The 15,882-nt window shown below is 49.6% G+C and carries 16 protein-coding genes; 10 read left to right on the top strand and 6 right to left on the bottom strand.

What is annotated here, in order from left to right:
- From AB3G37_RS10155 to AB3G37_RS10170, 4 genes are read left to right on the top strand one after another with little or no spacing between them, the layout of a single operon-like run.
- Positions 1–1,569 carry a sugar ABC transporter ATP-binding protein gene (locus AB3G37_RS10155; RefSeq protein WP_369790585.1) on the top strand — a complete coding sequence of 523 codons (1,569 nt, stop codon included), beginning with the start codon at positions 1–3 and terminating at the stop codon, positions 1,567–1,569.
- Between the two features lie 15 nt (positions 1,570–1,584).
- Positions 1,585–2,658, top strand: a complete 1,074-nt coding sequence (locus AB3G37_RS10160; protein ID WP_369790586.1) for an ABC transporter permease — start codon at positions 1,585–1,587, stop codon at positions 2,656–2,658.
- The gene (locus AB3G37_RS10165; RefSeq protein WP_369790587.1) at positions 2,651–4,195 is read left to right on the top strand and encodes an FGGY family carbohydrate kinase; all 1,545 of its coding nucleotides are present in this window, start codon (positions 2,651–2,653) and stop codon (positions 4,193–4,195) included. The genes AB3G37_RS10160 and AB3G37_RS10165 overlap by 8 nt, the downstream gene beginning before the upstream one ends.
- Entirely contained in the window at positions 4,195–4,992 is a 798-nt protein-coding gene (locus tag AB3G37_RS10170) for an SDR family oxidoreductase (RefSeq protein WP_369790588.1), read from the top strand. The genes AB3G37_RS10165 and AB3G37_RS10170 overlap by 1 nt, the downstream gene beginning before the upstream one ends.
- Before the next feature lie 133 nt (positions 4,993–5,125).
- Here the strand turns inward: AB3G37_RS10170 and csgG are convergent, their stop codons facing one another.
- Genes csgG through csgD form a run of 4 tightly spaced genes read right to left on the bottom strand, consistent with a single transcriptional unit; the run spans position 5,126 to position 7,445 of the window.
- A complete protein-coding gene (csgG, locus tag AB3G37_RS10175) occupies positions 5,126–5,956 on the bottom strand; it encodes a curli production assembly/transport protein CsgG (RefSeq protein ID WP_369790589.1) in 831 nt (276 codons plus the stop codon).
- 23 nt (positions 5,957–5,979) lie between these two features.
- Positions 5,980–6,354 carry a curli production assembly/transport protein CsgF gene (csgF, locus tag AB3G37_RS10180; protein WP_369790930.1) on the bottom strand — a complete coding sequence of 125 codons (375 nt, stop codon included), beginning with the start codon at positions 6,352–6,354 and terminating at the stop codon, positions 5,980–5,982.
- A 40-nt stretch (positions 6,355–6,394) separates the two neighbouring features.
- Positions 6,395–6,790, bottom strand: coding sequence for a curli production assembly/transport protein CsgE (gene csgE / locus AB3G37_RS10185; RefSeq protein ID WP_369790590.1), 396 nt, complete (start codon positions 6,788–6,790; stop codon positions 6,395–6,397).
- A 4-nt stretch (positions 6,791–6,794) separates the two neighbouring features.
- Complete coding sequence (gene csgD, locus AB3G37_RS10190; protein WP_369790931.1) at positions 6,795–7,445, bottom strand: biofilm master transcriptional regulator CsgD; 651 nt, start codon at positions 7,443–7,445, stop codon at positions 6,795–6,797.
- A 680-nt stretch (positions 7,446–8,125) separates the two neighbouring features.
- Between csgD and AB3G37_RS10195 the strand changes: the two genes are divergently transcribed.
- From AB3G37_RS10195 to csgC, 3 genes are read left to right on the top strand one after another with little or no spacing between them, the layout of a single operon-like run.
- Positions 8,126–8,593: a curlin gene (locus AB3G37_RS10195; RefSeq protein WP_369790591.1), complete on the top strand. Its 468-nt coding sequence runs from the start codon at positions 8,126–8,128 to the stop codon at positions 8,591–8,593.
- Positions 8,594–8,645: 52 nt separating this feature from the next.
- On the top strand, positions 8,646–9,092 hold the full coding sequence (csgA, locus tag AB3G37_RS10200) for a curli major subunit CsgA (protein ID WP_369790592.1): 447 nt from the start codon (positions 8,646–8,648) through the stop codon (positions 9,090–9,092).
- Between the two features lie 56 nt (positions 9,093–9,148).
- Positions 9,149–9,472, top strand: coding sequence for a curli assembly chaperone CsgC (gene csgC, locus AB3G37_RS10205; RefSeq protein WP_369790593.1), 324 nt, complete (start codon positions 9,149–9,151; stop codon positions 9,470–9,472).
- Positions 9,473–9,495: 23 nt separating this feature from the next.
- Here the strand turns inward: csgC and AB3G37_RS10210 are convergent, their stop codons facing one another.
- Positions 9,496–10,650 (bottom strand): iron-containing alcohol dehydrogenase, encoded by a 1,155-nt coding sequence (locus AB3G37_RS10210; RefSeq protein WP_369790594.1) that lies wholly within the window; start codon positions 10,648–10,650, stop codon positions 9,496–9,498.
- 259 nt (positions 10,651–10,909) lie between these two features.
- Positions 10,910–12,940, bottom strand: a complete 2,031-nt coding sequence (gene metG / locus AB3G37_RS10215) for a methionine--tRNA ligase (protein ID WP_369790595.1) — start codon at positions 12,938–12,940, stop codon at positions 10,910–10,912.
- Positions 12,941–13,212: 272 nt separating this feature from the next.
- On the opposite strand from metG, the gene apbC reads away from it, so the two are divergent.
- The 3 genes from apbC to dcd all read left to right on the top strand — a co-directional run bounded on the left by apbC (position 13,213) and on the right by dcd (position 15,855).
- Positions 13,213–14,325, top strand: coding sequence for an iron-sulfur cluster carrier protein ApbC (gene apbC / locus AB3G37_RS10220; protein WP_369790596.1), 1,113 nt, complete (start codon positions 13,213–13,215; stop codon positions 14,323–14,325).
- Positions 14,326–14,473: 148 nt separating this feature from the next.
- Positions 14,474–15,115 carry a uridine kinase gene (udk, locus tag AB3G37_RS10225; RefSeq protein WP_369790597.1) on the top strand — a complete coding sequence of 214 codons (642 nt, stop codon included), beginning with the start codon at positions 14,474–14,476 and terminating at the stop codon, positions 15,113–15,115.
- Positions 15,116–15,273: 158 nt separating this feature from the next.
- Positions 15,274–15,855: a dCTP deaminase gene (gene dcd, locus AB3G37_RS10230; protein ID WP_369790598.1), complete on the top strand. Its 582-nt coding sequence runs from the start codon at positions 15,274–15,276 to the stop codon at positions 15,853–15,855.
- Positions 15,856–15,882: the final 27 nt, after the last annotated feature.

Here is a 15,882-nt window from a genome sequence, read left to right on the forward strand (position 1 = left end):
ATGTTTGAACAACGCAGCAGCGTCGTACAGGCCGAACCTTTTGCCAACCCTTTGCTTGAGGGGGATCCGGTGATCATTGAAACGCGCGGCGTGTCGCGGATCTACCCAGGCGTCACCGCGCTGGATGATGTCAATTACCGGGTTTATCGCAACAAGGTCAACGTACTGATCGGCGAAAATGGGGCCGGTAAGTCCACCATGATGAAGATGCTGGCCGGGGTTGAAGTGCCTTCCAGCGGCGAGATCCTGCTTGATGGCGTGCCTGTCTCGTTAAGTTCTACCCATGATGCAGAAAAGCACGGGATCAGCATCATCTTTCAGGAGCTAAACCTCTTTCCGAATATGTCGATAATGGACAACATCTTTATTGGCAATGAGTTTTTCCAGCGTGGACGCATCAACGTTGAATATCAATACCAGCTTGCGAAGTCATTGCTTGAACGGCTGGAGCTAAATGTTGACCCGCTAACCCCGTTGGCAGAGCTGGCAATCGGGCATCAGCAACTGGTGGAAATTGCTCGTGCGCTTTCGAAAGACACCCGCGTGTTAATCATGGATGAACCGACATCGGCGCTAAGCCAGTCGGAGGTTAAGGTGCTGTTTAATGTGATCGAACAGCTTAAACGTCGCGGGGTCACCATCATTTATATTTCTCATCGACTCGAAGAGCTGATGGCGATCGGCGATCACATCACGGTGTTTCGCGACGGCAAGTTTGTTGCTGAACAGGAAGTCAGCCAGGTCAGTATTCCGTGGATTATTTCCAGCATGGTTGGGGAAAAAGAGAAACACTTCGACTATCAGTGTGCCGAAAAAGGCCAGGCGGTGTTGCAGGCTTCGAGGCTCACCATGCTGCACCAGAACGGTGGATATTCTCTTAACGATGTCAGCCTTACGCTACATCAAGGCGAGGTAGTGGGAGTCTACGGATTACTGGGAGCGGGCCGGACCGAGCTGTTTAAGACGCTGATAGGCCTGATGAAACAGGATTCTGGCGAGATAGTGCTCAAGGGAAAACGCATGGAGCACATGCCGTTTGCCTACCGGCTGGAGCATGGCATGGCGTTGGTGCCGGAGGACCGCCAGGCGGAGGGATTAATTCAGCTACTGTCGATCAAAATCAATATGACTTTGTCTCGGTTATGCAGCAAAAGCTTTCTGAAAACGCTGCTGCCAATCAGGGAGACTCCTGAAAACGAAGCGGTAATGCAGATGATCGGCAAGCTGTCGATCAAGGTTAGCGATTCTGACCTGCCGGTGACCTCGATGAGCGGCGGTAATCAACAAAAGGTGGTGATTGCCAAGGCGCTAATGACCAATCCACAGGTCGTATTTCTTGACGAACCGACGCGCGGTATCGATGTCGGTGCAAAAACCGATGTTTATCATTTAATTGGCGCGATGGCGCAGCAGGGGCTGGCAGTGATGTTCTCCTCATCGGAGCTAGATGAAGTGATGCAACTCGCTGACCGGGTGATTGTAATGGCGGACGGCAAAATCACTGCCGATCTGCGGCGCGCCGACGTGGACCGGGAAAAACTGATCCACGCTTCGACACCCCACGATTGAGATTGAGGATAGGCTATGCAAAGTCAAAAATATCTTGTTTACATGTACTTACTTAAAGCGAGAACCTTTATTGCCTTGCTTATCGTGGTCGCTTTTTTCTCGGCAATGGTGCCAAACTTTATTACCGCCTCCAACCTGTTGATTATGACTCAGCACGTCGCTATTACCGGCCTGCTGGCGGTGGGTATGACGCTGGTTATTCTCACCGGTGGGATAGATTTGTCGGTGGGGGCCGTAGCGGGAATTTGCGGAATGATAGGCGGTGCTCTGCTTTCGTTTGGTATTCCGTTGTGGGGGGGTAACCTTCTGTTTCTTAACGTTTTCGAAGTGATGCTCGTGGTAGCGATAGCGGGGGTTATTATCGGAACCATTAACGGGCTGGTGATCACCAAACTCGGCGTTGCCCCCTTTATTTGTACGCTTGGCATGATGTATGTCGCACGTGGTGCGGCATTGCTGACCACCGACGGTAAAACCTTTCCTAACTTGAACGGTATCGAGGCGCTGGGGAATACCGGATTCGCGCAGCTAGGATCCGGCACTTTTTTAGGGATTTATAACCCGATCTGGCTGATGGTGCTGGTGGTGTTGTTGGGGATTTATATCACCAAGAAAACTCCTCTGGGCCGCTATATTTACGCGATTGGCGGTAACGAGTCCGCTGCACGTCTGGCCGGAGTGCCGATTGCGAAAGTCAAAATCTTCGTTTATGCCTTCTCTGGATTTTGTGCCGCGCTGGTGGGGCTGGTTGTGGCATCGCAATTGCAAACTGCCCATCCAATGACGGGCAATATGTTTGAAATGGACGCCATCGGAGCCACGGTTTTAGGTGGAACAGCTTTAGCGGGAGGGCGTGGACGCGTTTTTGGTTCCATCATCGGTGCTTTCGTTATTGTGTTTCTGGCCGATGGTCTGGTCATGTTGGGCGTCAGTGAATTCTGGCAAATGGTGATTAAAGGACTGGTTATCGTTACCGCGGTAGTTATCGATCAGTTCCAGCAACGTTTGCAAAGCAAAGTCACTCTGATGCGTCGTCATGAAAAAAAGCAGCAGGCGGCACAACCGCTGTCTGAGGTGAGCCATGGTTGAAGCGCAGCAGGCGGGAAAAAATCTGATTATTGCTCTTGATGAAGGCACCAGTAATGCTAAGGCGGTGGCAATAGATGCCAGGGGCAAGGTGATTGCTCTGTCATCACGACCTTTACAGGTATTAACACCACAGGCCGGTTGGGTCGAGCAGCGTGGGGAAGTGCTGATTGAGGCCACGCTGACGGTGTTGCGCGAGGTGATCGAAAGCGTGGGGGCTGAACGGGTCGCCGCACTGGCAATCAGTAACCAGCGTGAAACGGCCATGGGTTGGTTACGTGAAAGCGGCGAGCCAATTGGCCCGGCTATCACCTGGCAGTGTTCGCGCAGTGCGTCATTTTGTGAACAGCTGCGCCGTGACCATCAAGAAGTGAAGATCCGCGAAGTCACCGGCTTACCCATCGCCCCTTTATTTTCGGCATCGAAAATGCGCTGGTTGCTAGACACTGTGCCAGATGGGTTTCACAGAGCGGCGGCAGGAGAAATTTGCCTGGGGACTATCGATGCCTGGCTGCTGTGGAATCTCAGCGGGGGAACATATTTTCGTTGTGATACTTCAAATGCCGCCCGTACCCAGTTATTGAATCTACAAACGGGTGACTGGGACGAGGGGATGCTCAGCCTGTTTGGCATTCCGCGTCAGGCTCTGCCGGAGATCCTCCCTTCTAGCGGGTGGTTTGGCGCAACAAGGGGCGTTGCAGGCGTGCCAGACGGGCTGCCAATTCTGGCGATGATAGGTGATTCCCACGCTGCGCTTTATGGGCACGGGCTGGGCGAACCGGGCGGTGTAAAAGCCACCTATGGGACGGGATCTTCAGTGATGGCACCTATCCCGCAACCGCAGAGCAGCATGACCCAGTTGGCTACTACTGTGGCATGGCATGATGGGCAAAGTGTGATTTACGGGCTGGAGGGCAATATTCCTCATACCGGCGATGCGGTGGCGTGGATGGCGCAGATCACCGGTTTGACCGACGGAAAAGGTGAAACACTGGCTCGTGCTCTGACTGAACTGCCCGCCAGCGTGGAGTCAACGCTGGGAGTCTACTTTGTCCCTGCTTTAACGGGTGCAGGCGCTCCCTGGTGGGATGGGCAAGCGCGTGGCAGCATCAGCGGTTTAAGCCGTGGCGTCGATCGCGCGCATCTGATCCGCGCTGCGCTGGAGGCTATCGCCTATCAGATTGCCGATGTGATAGACGCAATGCGGCAGCATCCTGACTTTCATTTGGCGTCGCTGATGGTTGACGGGGGGCCGACGCGTAATCCGTGGCTAATGCAGTTTCAGGCCGATCTTTTGGGTTGCAACGTGATGCGCAGCAATACACCGGAGCTTTCAGCACTCGGTGCAGGGCTTTTGGCGCGAAAGGCAATGGATGACCTTGACGAAAGTCAGCTGCGGCAACTTCTGCCTCAGCATGACATTTTTACCCCCGATCCAGAGCGGCATCAGGCGCTGCTTGTTCAATGGCAGGGCTGGAAAGCCGCCGTTGCCAATACTCTTTCAAAGTCCATAACGATTTCACAACAGGAGACTCGATAATGAACAGAGATTTTAGCGGAAAAACGGTGGTGATCACCGGCGCATGTCGCGGTATTGGCGCAGGGATTGCTGAGCGTTTCGCCCGCGATGGAGCGAATCTGGTTATGGTGTCTAATTCCGAGAGGGTGTTTGAAACAGCGGCTGCGTTACGTGAAAAATATGCTGTCAAAATCTTGCCGTTAGAGGTGGACGTAACCGATGAAGCGCAGGTGCAGAGCCTTTATCAGCAGGCGGTAGAAGAGTTTGGAGCTGTTGACGTATCTATCCAAAATGCAGGCGTCATTACCATCGATCATTTCGATAGCATGCCAAAAACCGATTTCGAAAGGATACTGGCAGTGAATACCACCGCTGTCTGGTTGTGCTGTCGTGAGGCGGCAAAAATTATGGTCAAACAAAAGTCCGGCAGCCTGATCAACACCTCTTCGGGGCAGGGCAGGCAGGGGTTTATCTACACCCCACACTATGCCGCCAGCAAGATGGGTGTCATTGGCATTACGCAAAGCCTGGCTCTGGAATTGGCCCCTTATAACATTACTGTGAATGCTTTTTGTCCGGGAATTATCGAAAGTGAAATGTGGGATTATAACGATCGCGTCTGGGGGGAAATACTCAGTAGTGATGAGAAGCGTTATGGCAAGGGTGAACTGATGGCGGAATGGGTTAAAGGAATTCCGCTTAAACGTGCCGGGCAGCCGCAGGATGTCGCCGGGCTGGTCGCTTTTCTTGCTTCTGAAGATGCGCGCTATTTAACCGGGCAAACCATTAATATCGATGGTGGGCTCATCATGTCATGATTTGCGCCCCCAGACTTTCTACTCGCAATCAGCATAGACTGATTAAAGTAAAAGTCTGGAGGCCGCAGGGGATAACTCTACTCATATTGCTGTGTATCAATTTAAAAAAGTCATCGATAATTTACGGCATGCATTATGATACCGGGACTTCCATATTTTTATAGTGTTCAAGTATTGGTGAGTTAATATCTGCTGGGTTCTGCAATTGCCACAGGTTGCGATCGATACCGTCGTTAATCATATAAATGACCCCGGTTTCAATCGCTGACATCAGACAAAGCATGACCGGTTCATTGCTGGTATAGCCAACTTCACCTTCAAGCAACCGTTGATAGTCAATGAAGCGGAATACGCCAGCTTGAAACTCATAAGACAGAATAGTTTTGCTGGTATTGACAGATGACAGCACCTCGCCGGTATTGATATCAACCGCGCGCAGGTTCACGGCAATCTGATCCAATTCATATTGCGTACTGGCACCAATGCCGAAATACCGCGCACCGGCTCCGCCGGATTTCACATTACTTTCATAACCGATAATAGAGCCTTCAATCAGGATATTTGCCGCCACCAGTGACGAAAGCGGGCGTGCGTTGTTAACGGCCACACTGCCATTTTCCTGAGCCGCACGAATGATTTTGCGTTCATTTAGCAGATTTTGCAGGCCCTGACGTTCAAGCGGAATAAACCACTTCGAATCTTTTAGCGCAGTCACCAACATGGCTGTAGCACTTTGTGGAACCGCGGTTGAAAAGTTACTGGCCGGATAAGGTTTAAACTGACCCGTTTCATCCTGGATGTTGTAAACCGAGACAAAAATACGTCCTTTGGCTGGCGGCAGATGTGTTAAATCTTTATAACTCGCGGCACGTGGTAACAGTGTCGGTTTAGCTGCCTGCTTAGGTGGGGCGGTTAAACAGCCACTGAGCAATAAAACGGCGATGAAAAGAAGTGAAGTACGCATAATCTGATTTCCCCTTAGTAGCGTCAGTTAGACGCGCTTAACCCCTGAACCTGAATAGTCGAAACCTTACCGGTTGAACGATCGGTAACGTTCAGATTTAATTGGCCATCTGTATTTTGCACATCAACGATAAAGTCCTGCGTCACCAGACGCCCTGGCTTGCCCTGGGCAATATTGCCCATCAAACTGCTAAGCAACTGGGACTGTATGGCTGTACTGAAATTATCGAGAGCGCTAGGGGTTGAGGAATTAAAATCATAGGCATCAGGGTCTTTATAAGAGTTTTGTGCGTTTGCCTCATTGAGTAAGAAAGAGCCGTTATTGGGATTACCGCCGAAGTTAGGGTTAATAAACTGGAACACCATATTTCCACCCCACGATAGCGGCGAAAAGAGCATTGCTGATAAAATAATCAAAAGAGTTTTCACGTTATTCTCCTTAGAATTCATCACCGGAAAGATCACCGGTGCCCAGAAGTTTTTTATCTATTTGTCGCCTTGAAAGGGCTTCACCGACCCCCTGCAATGCGGTATCGACCTCTTTGCCAAAGTTCCTTCGAGTCGGGAACAGCAGGGTCTGATAAAGCAGGTCTTGCCCAACTTTTATGGTGATCCAGCTTCCCCATCTGGCGCTTGGCCTTTCGCTGATGGTAATCGTTTCGGGATAAGTTTTTTCCCAGCGGTCAGTAAACATCCGATAGAAATCGTGCCCTACCGAACTGACTGTGTGGTCTGTAATTAACCCAGGGTCCTTAATGTCTTTGATATTTGCTGCATGAGCACTGAAACTGCCGATTAAAAATAAAACGATTAGTGATTTATTTAACGTTTTCATAATGCTAACGCTTGAGATTGTCATTTGCCCAGGAGACCGCCTGAGTGCGGTTTTTAACGGCTATCTTTCTGAATAGATTATATAAGTGAGTTTTAACGGTGTTTTCGCTGATAAATAACAGGCGAGCGATTTCAACGTTTGAAGCCCCCATGCGTAATTTATTCAGAATTTCGCTTTCTCTCTGGGTGATCCCAGAGTCTTCATAGTTCATATAACGATATTGGCCTGATTGATTAATAAGGTAGCTTGCGAAACGCTGTGCAAAGTAACACTCGCCACGGATGACACTTTCAATTCCTTCTATCAACTGTGCTTCAGTCATTGAAGGATGAAATACGGCGCTTATTTTTGGCCAACTTTCTATTTCTTGATAGGGATAATCTTCAGGGGTATTGATGAGTAGTGTTTTAAGATTAATACGATAACGACCAACAGAGGCTTGCCATCGAGAAATCAATTTTTTATCGGCTTGAATAATATCAAATAAAATAAGTGCCTGGCCGTTTAACGCTGTCTCGAAGGGTTTACTGATATTATACAGTTTAACCTTTATGGAAAGCTGTTGATTTAATTGATGTAACAAAACTGAAGATTGTAAACTAGGTTTTGTGACCAGCAGTATTGTCGTATTAGCATTTGTATATTCTGAAATCATAATGAATTCTGCCTTTATTGCGTATTCGCTCATGGGCAACAAAGTTGCTCATAGAATACCTATGCTATGTTTTATTTCCCTGGTGAAACGCTGTCTTATAGTCGGTCAACGGAATGAGGAACCGCTGACCGTCTAATCAATTTAGCTGGTGTGAGAATGAAAGCAAGACTCTGGGAGGGTCTTGAACTGGGGTGAAAGTTAAGCTTTGTTTGTGGAACAAATCAGAAATATTCGATTAAAAAATTACAATAGCGTTTGCGCACGGATTATTAGTTTACTCTTGTTCTATGTTTTTATTATGTTTTTTAATTTTATCCTCGCTACCTCTGTATTCAGGAATAATAACAACCTCAGTGCTAGCCATAGCAGCATCTTTAAATATATTTATAGGCTCGGATTATTCCTAAGTAAGTATTTTTGAAGAAGATCACAATGAAAAAGGGGTAAAGAGTTATTGCCGATTTATATTACTTAATTCCAAGGGGTGACTATGCTGTTTTTGAGGTTTTTATCTTTGATTATATGAGGTTTTTTTCGTGGATTTATTTTAGGATTTTTGCGCTTCTCATACTTTGAAATGAGGCTTTTTAAAAAAATACGAAAAACCGATGAGTTTATTATATTTACCACCATGCATACTGTAATCACTAACCCGAAATCATTCAGGTCAGGGGGAGTAAATGAATAATATTTATTCAAAACTGCTGCGTTCAGCACCAACTGGAATGGTTTTACTAGCATGCTTAATATCGCCATATACCTTTGGGCAGCAAAGTGATATGGCTTATTCCGAAGCTTTCACGAATCAGAGTGAAATGAGTAATATGTCATTTGACCAACTCGCAGCGGGTAACGGTAATAAAGCAATGATTAATCAGCATGGTAATGAAAATACCGCGGCTATAAGCCAGCGTGGAAGCGCTAACAATGCTGATATCAATCAATACGGCAATGAAAATAACGCTTATATCTCGCAGGATAACAGTGGAAATTCAGCATCCATTGAGCAGCAAGGTTTTGGCAATACCGCGTCTATCACCCAAAAAGGGCGGAGAAACGTGGCGCAAATAAGCCAAAGTGGTACGGACCGCTCAGCGGCAGTCGTACAAAATGCGTCCGGTATGGCAATAAAAGTGACGCAGCATTAATCGTTAGGTCTTTAAGTTCAACCATCCGATCTCAAACCTATGGGGTAGCATCATGAAACTGTGGAAAGTAATGGCAGTATCCGCGCTGGTCTTCAGCGGAAGTTCGATGGCATCAGGTTTCGGTTACGGCGGTGGGCCAAGTACGCCGGTATTCCAAACCACTAACTGGCATGAGGAATTGCAAATTTATCAGGAAGGTTCTTTGAACCTGGCGAATGCGACACAAACGTCGGCGCAAAATTCCCTGACAACTGTTAATCAACACGGCAATGCTAACGTGGCAAGCTCCAACCAGGTGGGCGATAGAAGTCTGTTAGATATCCATCAGGCAGGTAATTTTAACCGTGCCGATGCTCTTCAGAGTGGCGATAAGAGCAAACTGCTGATTAGCCAAAGTGGTACAGCCAACTATGCAAATGCTACTCAGAGTGCCAGTGGCAGTTTAGCTAATATAGTTCAGGTTGGTACGGCTAACCGGGCTTATGCCTCACAGCAGTAATCGTTTTTATCGAAATAAAAACAGGGCTTTGCCCTGTTTTTTTTGTGGAGGCCATTATGATTTCAATACTTTTGGCGGCGGCGATTTCTCAGCCATTATGGTTTGATAATCAACAGCATGGGCAAATATATGTTGTTACTCCGATGGTGCACTTACAAACCGATTGTCAGTGCGACTATCGACTGAAAATGCTTAAAACCGGTATTTCCGGGACCAGCACCAGCGTTCAGCAATCCGCGGTCACTATAGCGGCCAACACGGATGTCGCGCTGACGCGAATAAGCTTTAATCTCCAGCAGGGCGACAGAGTGCAGATATATTTGTCTTTAAATGATGGCAAGCAAGTATCGTTAGAAAATACCTTAAACTTGCCGAAGTAATTATTCGGGACCGCCGCTAGACGTTAGTAACTTAGCATCAGAATCTGTTTAGCCCTTTCCAAATCGATATCTGAACGTTCGCCCATTGGTAGCATATTAAAGCGTTGCAGATTGCCCAGAATTTCATCGATCGCGCTTTTTGGCTGCCCGTAAGCGCTAAGTTGCGTCTTAAGGCCCATTAATTCAAAGAATTCACGGGTTTTAGCAATGGCGGCGTCGATACGGCTATCGTCACTCCCGGCATGAATATTCCATACTCGCTCTGCATATTGCAGCAGCTTCTGCTTTTTACTTTCGCGCTGAACCTGCAATAGACCGGGTAAAAGAATCGCCAGTGTTTGTGCGTGGTCAATGCCATAAAGTGCCGTCAGCTGGTGGCCCATTCGGTGCGTGGCCCAGTCTTGCGGAACGCCGACGGCAATCAGGCCATTGAGCGCTAACGTTGCAGACCAGGTGATCGCCGAGCGTACATCATAGTTTTGCGGATCGGTCAGCGCTTTTGGCCCTTCCTCAATGAGCGTCAGCAATAAACCCTCGGCAAAACGATCCTGCACTTTTCCATACACCGGGTAGGTCAGATACTGCTCAATCACGTGAATAAATGCGTCAACAACGCCGTTTGCCACCTGGGTTGCGGGTAACGTATAGGTTTTGGTCGGATCGAGAACCGCAAATTGTGGAAACAACAGCGGATCGCTGTAGCCGGATTTCTGCCCGAGTGCGGTGTGGGTCACAACCGCGACATGATTGGTCTCTGACCCGGTCGCGGGCAGGGTCATCACGCAGCCGAGAGGGATAGCTTCTTTTAGCGGCTGGCGCTGCGACCAGAGTGGCCAGATATCGCCTGCATATAATGCGGCTGCGGCAATAAATTTGGTGCCGTCAACGACTGAACCGCCGCCAACCGCCAGCAGGAAATCAATTTTATTATCTTTAACCACATCAACGGCTTTCATCAACGTATCAAAATGCGGATTAACCTCGATGCCGCCAAATTCAAACGTCGCCCTGTCACCCAATGCTGCGTGTACCTCATCCAGCGTGCCATATTTTTTGGCACTGCCGCCGCCATAGGTGATTAATACTCGCGCCTGCTTAGGAATAAATTTATCGATATCGGCAATGCGATCGACCCCAAACAGCACGCGGGTTGGGTTATAAAAGTCGAAATTAAACATGGATTACCCCTGATAGATGTCAGCACACTGAAGGATATTGATTAGCTTTAAGCTCAATGATTATCATCTTAGCGCGGGTAAAGATAATGTTCGGTGCTGTTTAAAAGTAGCAGCCGCACAAACTGCTTATCTGTCTTGGGGATATTGAGGATTATGCCGTGGGGAAGGTTTGCGCCCGTGGTGTTTTAACGGCGATTTTGTAGCAATAAAAAAGCGAGGATTTCTCCTCGCTCTCTTTTATAGCCTTAAAACAACGCTATTACTTAACCTGCATGCCAGGCTGTGCGCCGCTGTCCGGGCTAAGCAGGAAGATATCTTTCCCGCCGGGACCTGCTGCCATCACCATGCCTTCGGAAACGCCGAAACGCATCTTGCGTGGGGCCAGATTCGCCACCATGATGGTCAAACGTCCTTCAAGTAGTTTCGGATCCGGATAAGCAGAACGAATGCCAGAGAAGATTTGACGCTTCTCGCCGCCTAAATCCAGTTGCAGACGCAGCAGCTTGTCAGAACCTTCCACGAAGTCGGCGCTTTCAATCAGGGCAATACGCATATCCACTTTGGCGAAATCGTCAAAGGTGATGGTTTCCTGGATTGGATCATCGGCCAAAGGACCGGTCAGCGCTGGCTTGGTGGCGGCGATATCTTCTTTGGAAGCGTCTACCATAGCAGTGACTTTATCCATTTCAATACGGTTAAACAGAGCCTTGAACGGGCTAACCTTGTGGCTTAGCAACGGTTGTGCAATCGCGTCCCAGCTCAGTTCGGTATTAAGGAACGCCTCGGTGCGCTCGGCCAGTGAAGGCAGAACCGGCTTGAGGTAGGTCATTAATACGCGGAACAGGTTGATACCCATTGAGCAGATAGCCTGCAGATCAGCATCACGGCCTTCTTCTTTGGCAACGACCCAAGGTGCCTGCTCGTCGACGTAACGGTTGGCAAGGTCAGCCAGCGCCATGATTTCACGAATTGCACGACCAGATTCACGGCTGCTGTAGGCCTCGGCGATGCTGGTTGCTGCATCGGTGAAGGTCTTGAACAGGGCTTCGTCGGCCAGCTTGTCAGACAGCATGCCGTCGAAGCGCTTGTTGATGAAACCGGCGTTACGGGACGCGAGGTTGACGACTTTGTTGACGATGTCGGCGTTTACGCGCTGCACGAAATCTTCAAGGTTAAGGTCGATGTCGTCAATGCGCGAGGACAGCTTGGCCGCGTAATAGTAACGCAGGCAATCGGCATCCAGGTGTTGCAGGTAGGTGCTGGCCTTGATAAAGGTACCGCGAGATTTTGACATCTTCGCGCCATTGACCGTCACATAACCGTGAACAAACAGGTTGGTCGGCTTGCGGAAGTTGCTGCCTTCGAGCATGGCCGGCCAGAACAGGCTGTGGAAATAAACGATGTCTTTACCGATGAAATGATACAGCTCGGTGGTGGAATCTTTTTTCCAGAACTCGTCGAAGTCCAGATCCGGGCGACGATCGCACAGGTTTTTAAAGGAACCCATGTAGCCAATAGGCGCGTCGAGCCAGACGTAGAAATATTTACCCGGCGCATCAGGAATTTCGAAGCCGAAGTATGGCGCATCGCGGCTGATATCCCACTGTTGCAGACCGGATTCGAACCATTCCTGCATCTTGTTAGCGACTTGCTCCTGCAACGCGCCGGAACGAGTCCAGGCCTGCAACATGGCGCTGAATTCTGGCAGGTCGAAGAAGTAATGTTCTGAATCACGCATGATCGGCGTAGCGCCAGAGACTGCAGATTTAGGGTCAATCAGTTCAGTCGGGCTGTAAGTTGAACCACAAACTTCACAGTTGTCGCCGTACTGGTCCGGTGCCTTGCATTTTGGACAGGTGCCTTTTACGAAACGATCGGGCAGGAACATGCCTTTCTCGGGATCGTAAAGCTGAGAAATAGTGCGATTCTTGATAAAGCCGTTTTCTTTAAGACGGCCGTAGATCAGGTTTGACAACTCACGGTTTTCTGCGCTGTGCGTTGAGTGGTAGTTGTCATAGCTGATACCAAAACCGGCGAAATCTTTTTGATGCTCCTGGCTCATCTCCTCAATCATTTGCTCCGGCGCAATACCCATCTGCTGAGCTTTCAGCATGATCGGGGTGCCGTGCGCATCGTCAGCGCAGATGAAGTGAGTTTGGTTGCCGCGCATTCGCTGGTAACGGACCCAGATATCTGCCTGGATGTGCTCGAGCATGTGTCCGAGGTGAATTGAACCGTTAGCATAAGGAAGTGCACAGGTTACCAAAATTTTTTTCGCGACTTGAGCCATAGTAAGAGCTTGCTTTCTTTTATTGAGATTGGGGGATCGATGGTAACCGAAATACCCGCTATCCTACAACCGGCAGGTACGTTAGCCTCTTTGTTTAAGCACAGTAACTTAAGCCCGCGTGTTGAGGCAGATCATGCGCAGGCTGTTGGCTCTATCACCTAAATGAACGGCGATTCTGGTATGCTATTTTTATAACATCTAGATAGCAGATTTTTAACCCTGTCGATTCTGCGACTCAATTCCATAATAAATAGGTATTTCAAGGAGCCGGGATGAAATCACAATCCCCTGAGAACGCTACTCCCGCCGAGCTTCACGCCGCTGTTAATGTGGTGTTGGCGACTTTTAGCCACCCAACATTACAAAGAAGCCTGACCGCCATCAAGGCGCTGCATCAGTGCGTGCTGCTCGATAATGTGCTGCATATTGAACTGATCCTGCCTTTTGCCTGGAAGTCGGGCTTTGAACAGCTAAAACTGCTGACCACTTCGGAGTTGCTTCGCGTAACCGGAGCGCGCTCGGTTGACTGGAAACTTTCTCACGATGTTGCGACGTTGCGCCGCGCCAACGACAGGCCAGGTATTAAAGGTGTGCGCAATATTCTGGCTATCAGTTCCGGCAAGGGCGGGGTAGGCAAGTCGACCACGGCGGTTAATCTGGCGCTGGCGCTGGCCGCGGAGGGTGCGAAGGTCGGCCTGCTTGATGCCGATATCTACGGGCCTTCGGTGCCCAATATGCTGGGCACTGAAGATGAGCGCCCGACCTCTCCCGACGGTCAGCATATGGCGCCTATCATGGCTCACGGTCTGGCTACCAACTCGATCGGTTACCTGGTTACCGATGAAAATGCCATGGTCTGGCGCGGTCCGATGGCCAGCAAGGCTCTGTTGCAAATGCTTCAGGACACGCTGTGGCCGGATCTCGATTATCTGATCCTCGATATGCCGCCGGGCACCGGTGATATCCAGCTGACGCTGGCGCAAAGTGTGCCGGTGACGGGCGCGCTGGTGGTGACAACGCCGCAGGACATCGCTCTGCTGGATGCCATGAAAGGTATTGTGATGTTTGAGAAAGTCAACGTGCCGGTGTTGGGTATTATCGAGAACATGAGCATGCATATTTGCAGCCAGTGCGGACATCACGAGGCTATTTTCGGCACCGGCGGCGCGCAAAAGCTGGCCGAAAAGTATCGCTGCGAGCTGCTGGCGCAAATGCCGCTGCACATCTCGTTGCGTGAGGATCTGGATCGCGGCGAGCCGACCGTGATTGCCAACCCCGAAAGTGAGTTTACTGCCATCTATCGCCAGTTAGCCGCCAAGGTCGCCGCGCAGCTTTACTGGAAAGGAGATGCCATCCCGACCGAAATTGCCTTCCGTGCGGTGTAATTATCGCCGTCTAACCGATTAATTTAATCAAGCCAGCCGCTTGGTGGCTTTATGGCTGGCTTCATCAACAGGTTGTCCCTATAATTGGCGCGATCAAAGCGGCTTCAGGCTGCTTGCCCTTCAAACTCCAAATCAGGTCGTTAATTTTATGTCTGACAAGTTCCATCAGTGTGTCATCGTAGGTATCGCTGGCGCATCTGCCTCTGGAAAAAGCCTTATTGCCAGCACTTTGTATCGTGAATTACGCGATCAGGTCGGTGACGAACATATCGGTGTTATCCCGGAAGATTGTTATTATCGGGATCAGAGTCATCTGACCATGGAAGAGCGTATCAAGACCAACTATGACCATCCGAACGCGATGGACCATGATTTGCTTTTCCAGCATTTGCAGGCAATGAAAGCAGGGAACGCTATCGAACTGCCAAGCTACAGCTTTATCGAGCATACCCGCCTTAACGAGACCGTGACCTTAGCGCCTAAAAAAGTCATTATCCTTGAAGGGATCCTACTGTTGACTGACGTGCGTTTGCGTCAGGAACTGAATTTCTCGATTTTCGTCGATACTCCGCTGGATATCTGCCTGATGCGCCGCATGAAGCGCGATGTCAACGAGCGCGGCCGTTCAATGGATTCGGTCATGGCACAGTATCAAAAGACTGTTCGTCCAATGTTCTTGCAATTCATTGAACCTTCTAAACAATATGCCGATATTATCGTGCCACGCGGCGGTAAAAACCGCATCGCTATAGATATTCTAAAAGCGAAAATTAGCCAGTTCTTTGAATAATCAGAGAATCCTAAACCCTAGCTGCTACCCAAACTCTTCGACATCGTATCAAGTCGGCAAAGTGATTAACTCCGATAGGCTGACAAGGCCTAATGATTCGGGTTATGAGATTAAGCCAACGCAGAAGCAGTGTCGAAAAGTGGGGGAAAGGAAAAGACATGAGACTTTGTGATACTGATATAGAAGCCTGGTTGGATGACGGCCGATTAAGCATTGAACCGCGTCCGCCGGTAGAGAGAATCAGCGGCGCGACGGTAGACGTGCGCCTTGGCAACGGTTTTCGCGTGTTCCTTGGGCACAACGCGGGTTTTATCGACCTGAGCGGGCCTAAGCACGAAGTCGGTGCGGCGCTGGATCGTGTCATGAGTGACGAGATTGTTTTACCCGAGGGTGAAGCCTTCTTTTTACATCCCGGCGAATTGGCGCTGGCGGTCACGCTGGAGTCAGTAACATTACCAGACAATCTGGTCGGCTGGCTGGATGGACGTTCTTCGCTTGCACGTCTAGGGTTAATGGTTCACGTTACCGCGCACCGTATCGACCCAGGCTGGCAAGGGCGTATCGTGCTTGAATTCTATAATTCAGGTAAACTGCCTTTGGCGCTGCGTCCTGGAATGCTGATCGGCGCATTGAGTTTTGAGCCATTGTCTGGTTCGGCATCACGTCCTTACAACAGTCGTCAGGACGCCAAATATCGAGACCAGCAGAGTGCGGTTGCCAGCCGTATCGATAAAGACTGACAGGTCCTGGCAGGATGCGGGGGCAGG

This window comes from Rouxiella sp. WC2420 (assembly GCF_041200025.1).
Classification (GTDB): Bacteria; Pseudomonadota; Gammaproteobacteria; order Enterobacterales; family Enterobacteriaceae; genus Rouxiella.

Bases quoted from the DNA above. Each gene is read 5' to 3' on its own strand.
- AB3G37_RS10155 (WP_369790585.1), top strand. From the start codon at position 1: ATGTTTGAACAACGCAGCAGCGTCGTACAGGCCGAACCTTTTGCCAAC.
- AB3G37_RS10160 (WP_369790586.1), top strand. From the start codon at position 1,585: ATGCAAAGTCAAAAATATCTTGTTTACATGTACTTACTTAAAGCGAGA.
- AB3G37_RS10165 (WP_369790587.1), top strand. From the start codon at position 2,651: ATGGTTGAAGCGCAGCAGGCGGGAAAAAATCTGATTATTGCTCTTGAT.
- AB3G37_RS10170 (WP_369790588.1), top strand. From the start codon at position 4,195: ATGAACAGAGATTTTAGCGGAAAAACGGTGGTGATCACCGGCGCATGT.
- csgG (WP_369790589.1), bottom strand. From the start codon at position 5,956: ATGCGTACTTCACTTCTTTTCATCGCCGTTTTATTGCTCAGTGGCTGT.
- csgF (WP_369790930.1), bottom strand. From the start codon at position 6,354: ATGCTCTTTTCGCCGCTATCGTGGGGTGGAAATATGGTGTTCCAGTTT.
- csgE (WP_369790590.1), bottom strand. From the start codon at position 6,790: ATGAAAACGTTAAATAAATCACTAATCGTTTTATTTTTAATCGGCAGT.
- csgD (WP_369790931.1), bottom strand. From the start codon at position 7,445: ATGATTTCAGAATATACAAATGCTAATACGACAATACTGCTGGTCACA.
- AB3G37_RS10195 (WP_369790591.1), top strand. From the start codon at position 8,126: ATGAATAATATTTATTCAAAACTGCTGCGTTCAGCACCAACTGGAATG.
- csgA (WP_369790592.1), top strand. From the start codon at position 8,646: ATGAAACTGTGGAAAGTAATGGCAGTATCCGCGCTGGTCTTCAGCGGA.
- csgC (WP_369790593.1), top strand. From the start codon at position 9,149: ATGATTTCAATACTTTTGGCGGCGGCGATTTCTCAGCCATTATGGTTT.
- AB3G37_RS10210 (WP_369790594.1), bottom strand. From the start codon at position 10,650: ATGTTTAATTTCGACTTTTATAACCCAACCCGCGTGCTGTTTGGGGTC.
- metG (WP_369790595.1), bottom strand. From the start codon at position 12,940: ATGGCTCAAGTCGCGAAAAAAATTTTGGTAACCTGTGCACTTCCTTAT.
- apbC (WP_369790596.1), top strand. From the start codon at position 13,213: ATGAAATCACAATCCCCTGAGAACGCTACTCCCGCCGAGCTTCACGCC.
- udk (WP_369790597.1), top strand. From the start codon at position 14,474: ATGTCTGACAAGTTCCATCAGTGTGTCATCGTAGGTATCGCTGGCGCA.
- dcd (WP_369790598.1), top strand. From the start codon at position 15,274: ATGAGACTTTGTGATACTGATATAGAAGCCTGGTTGGATGACGGCCGA.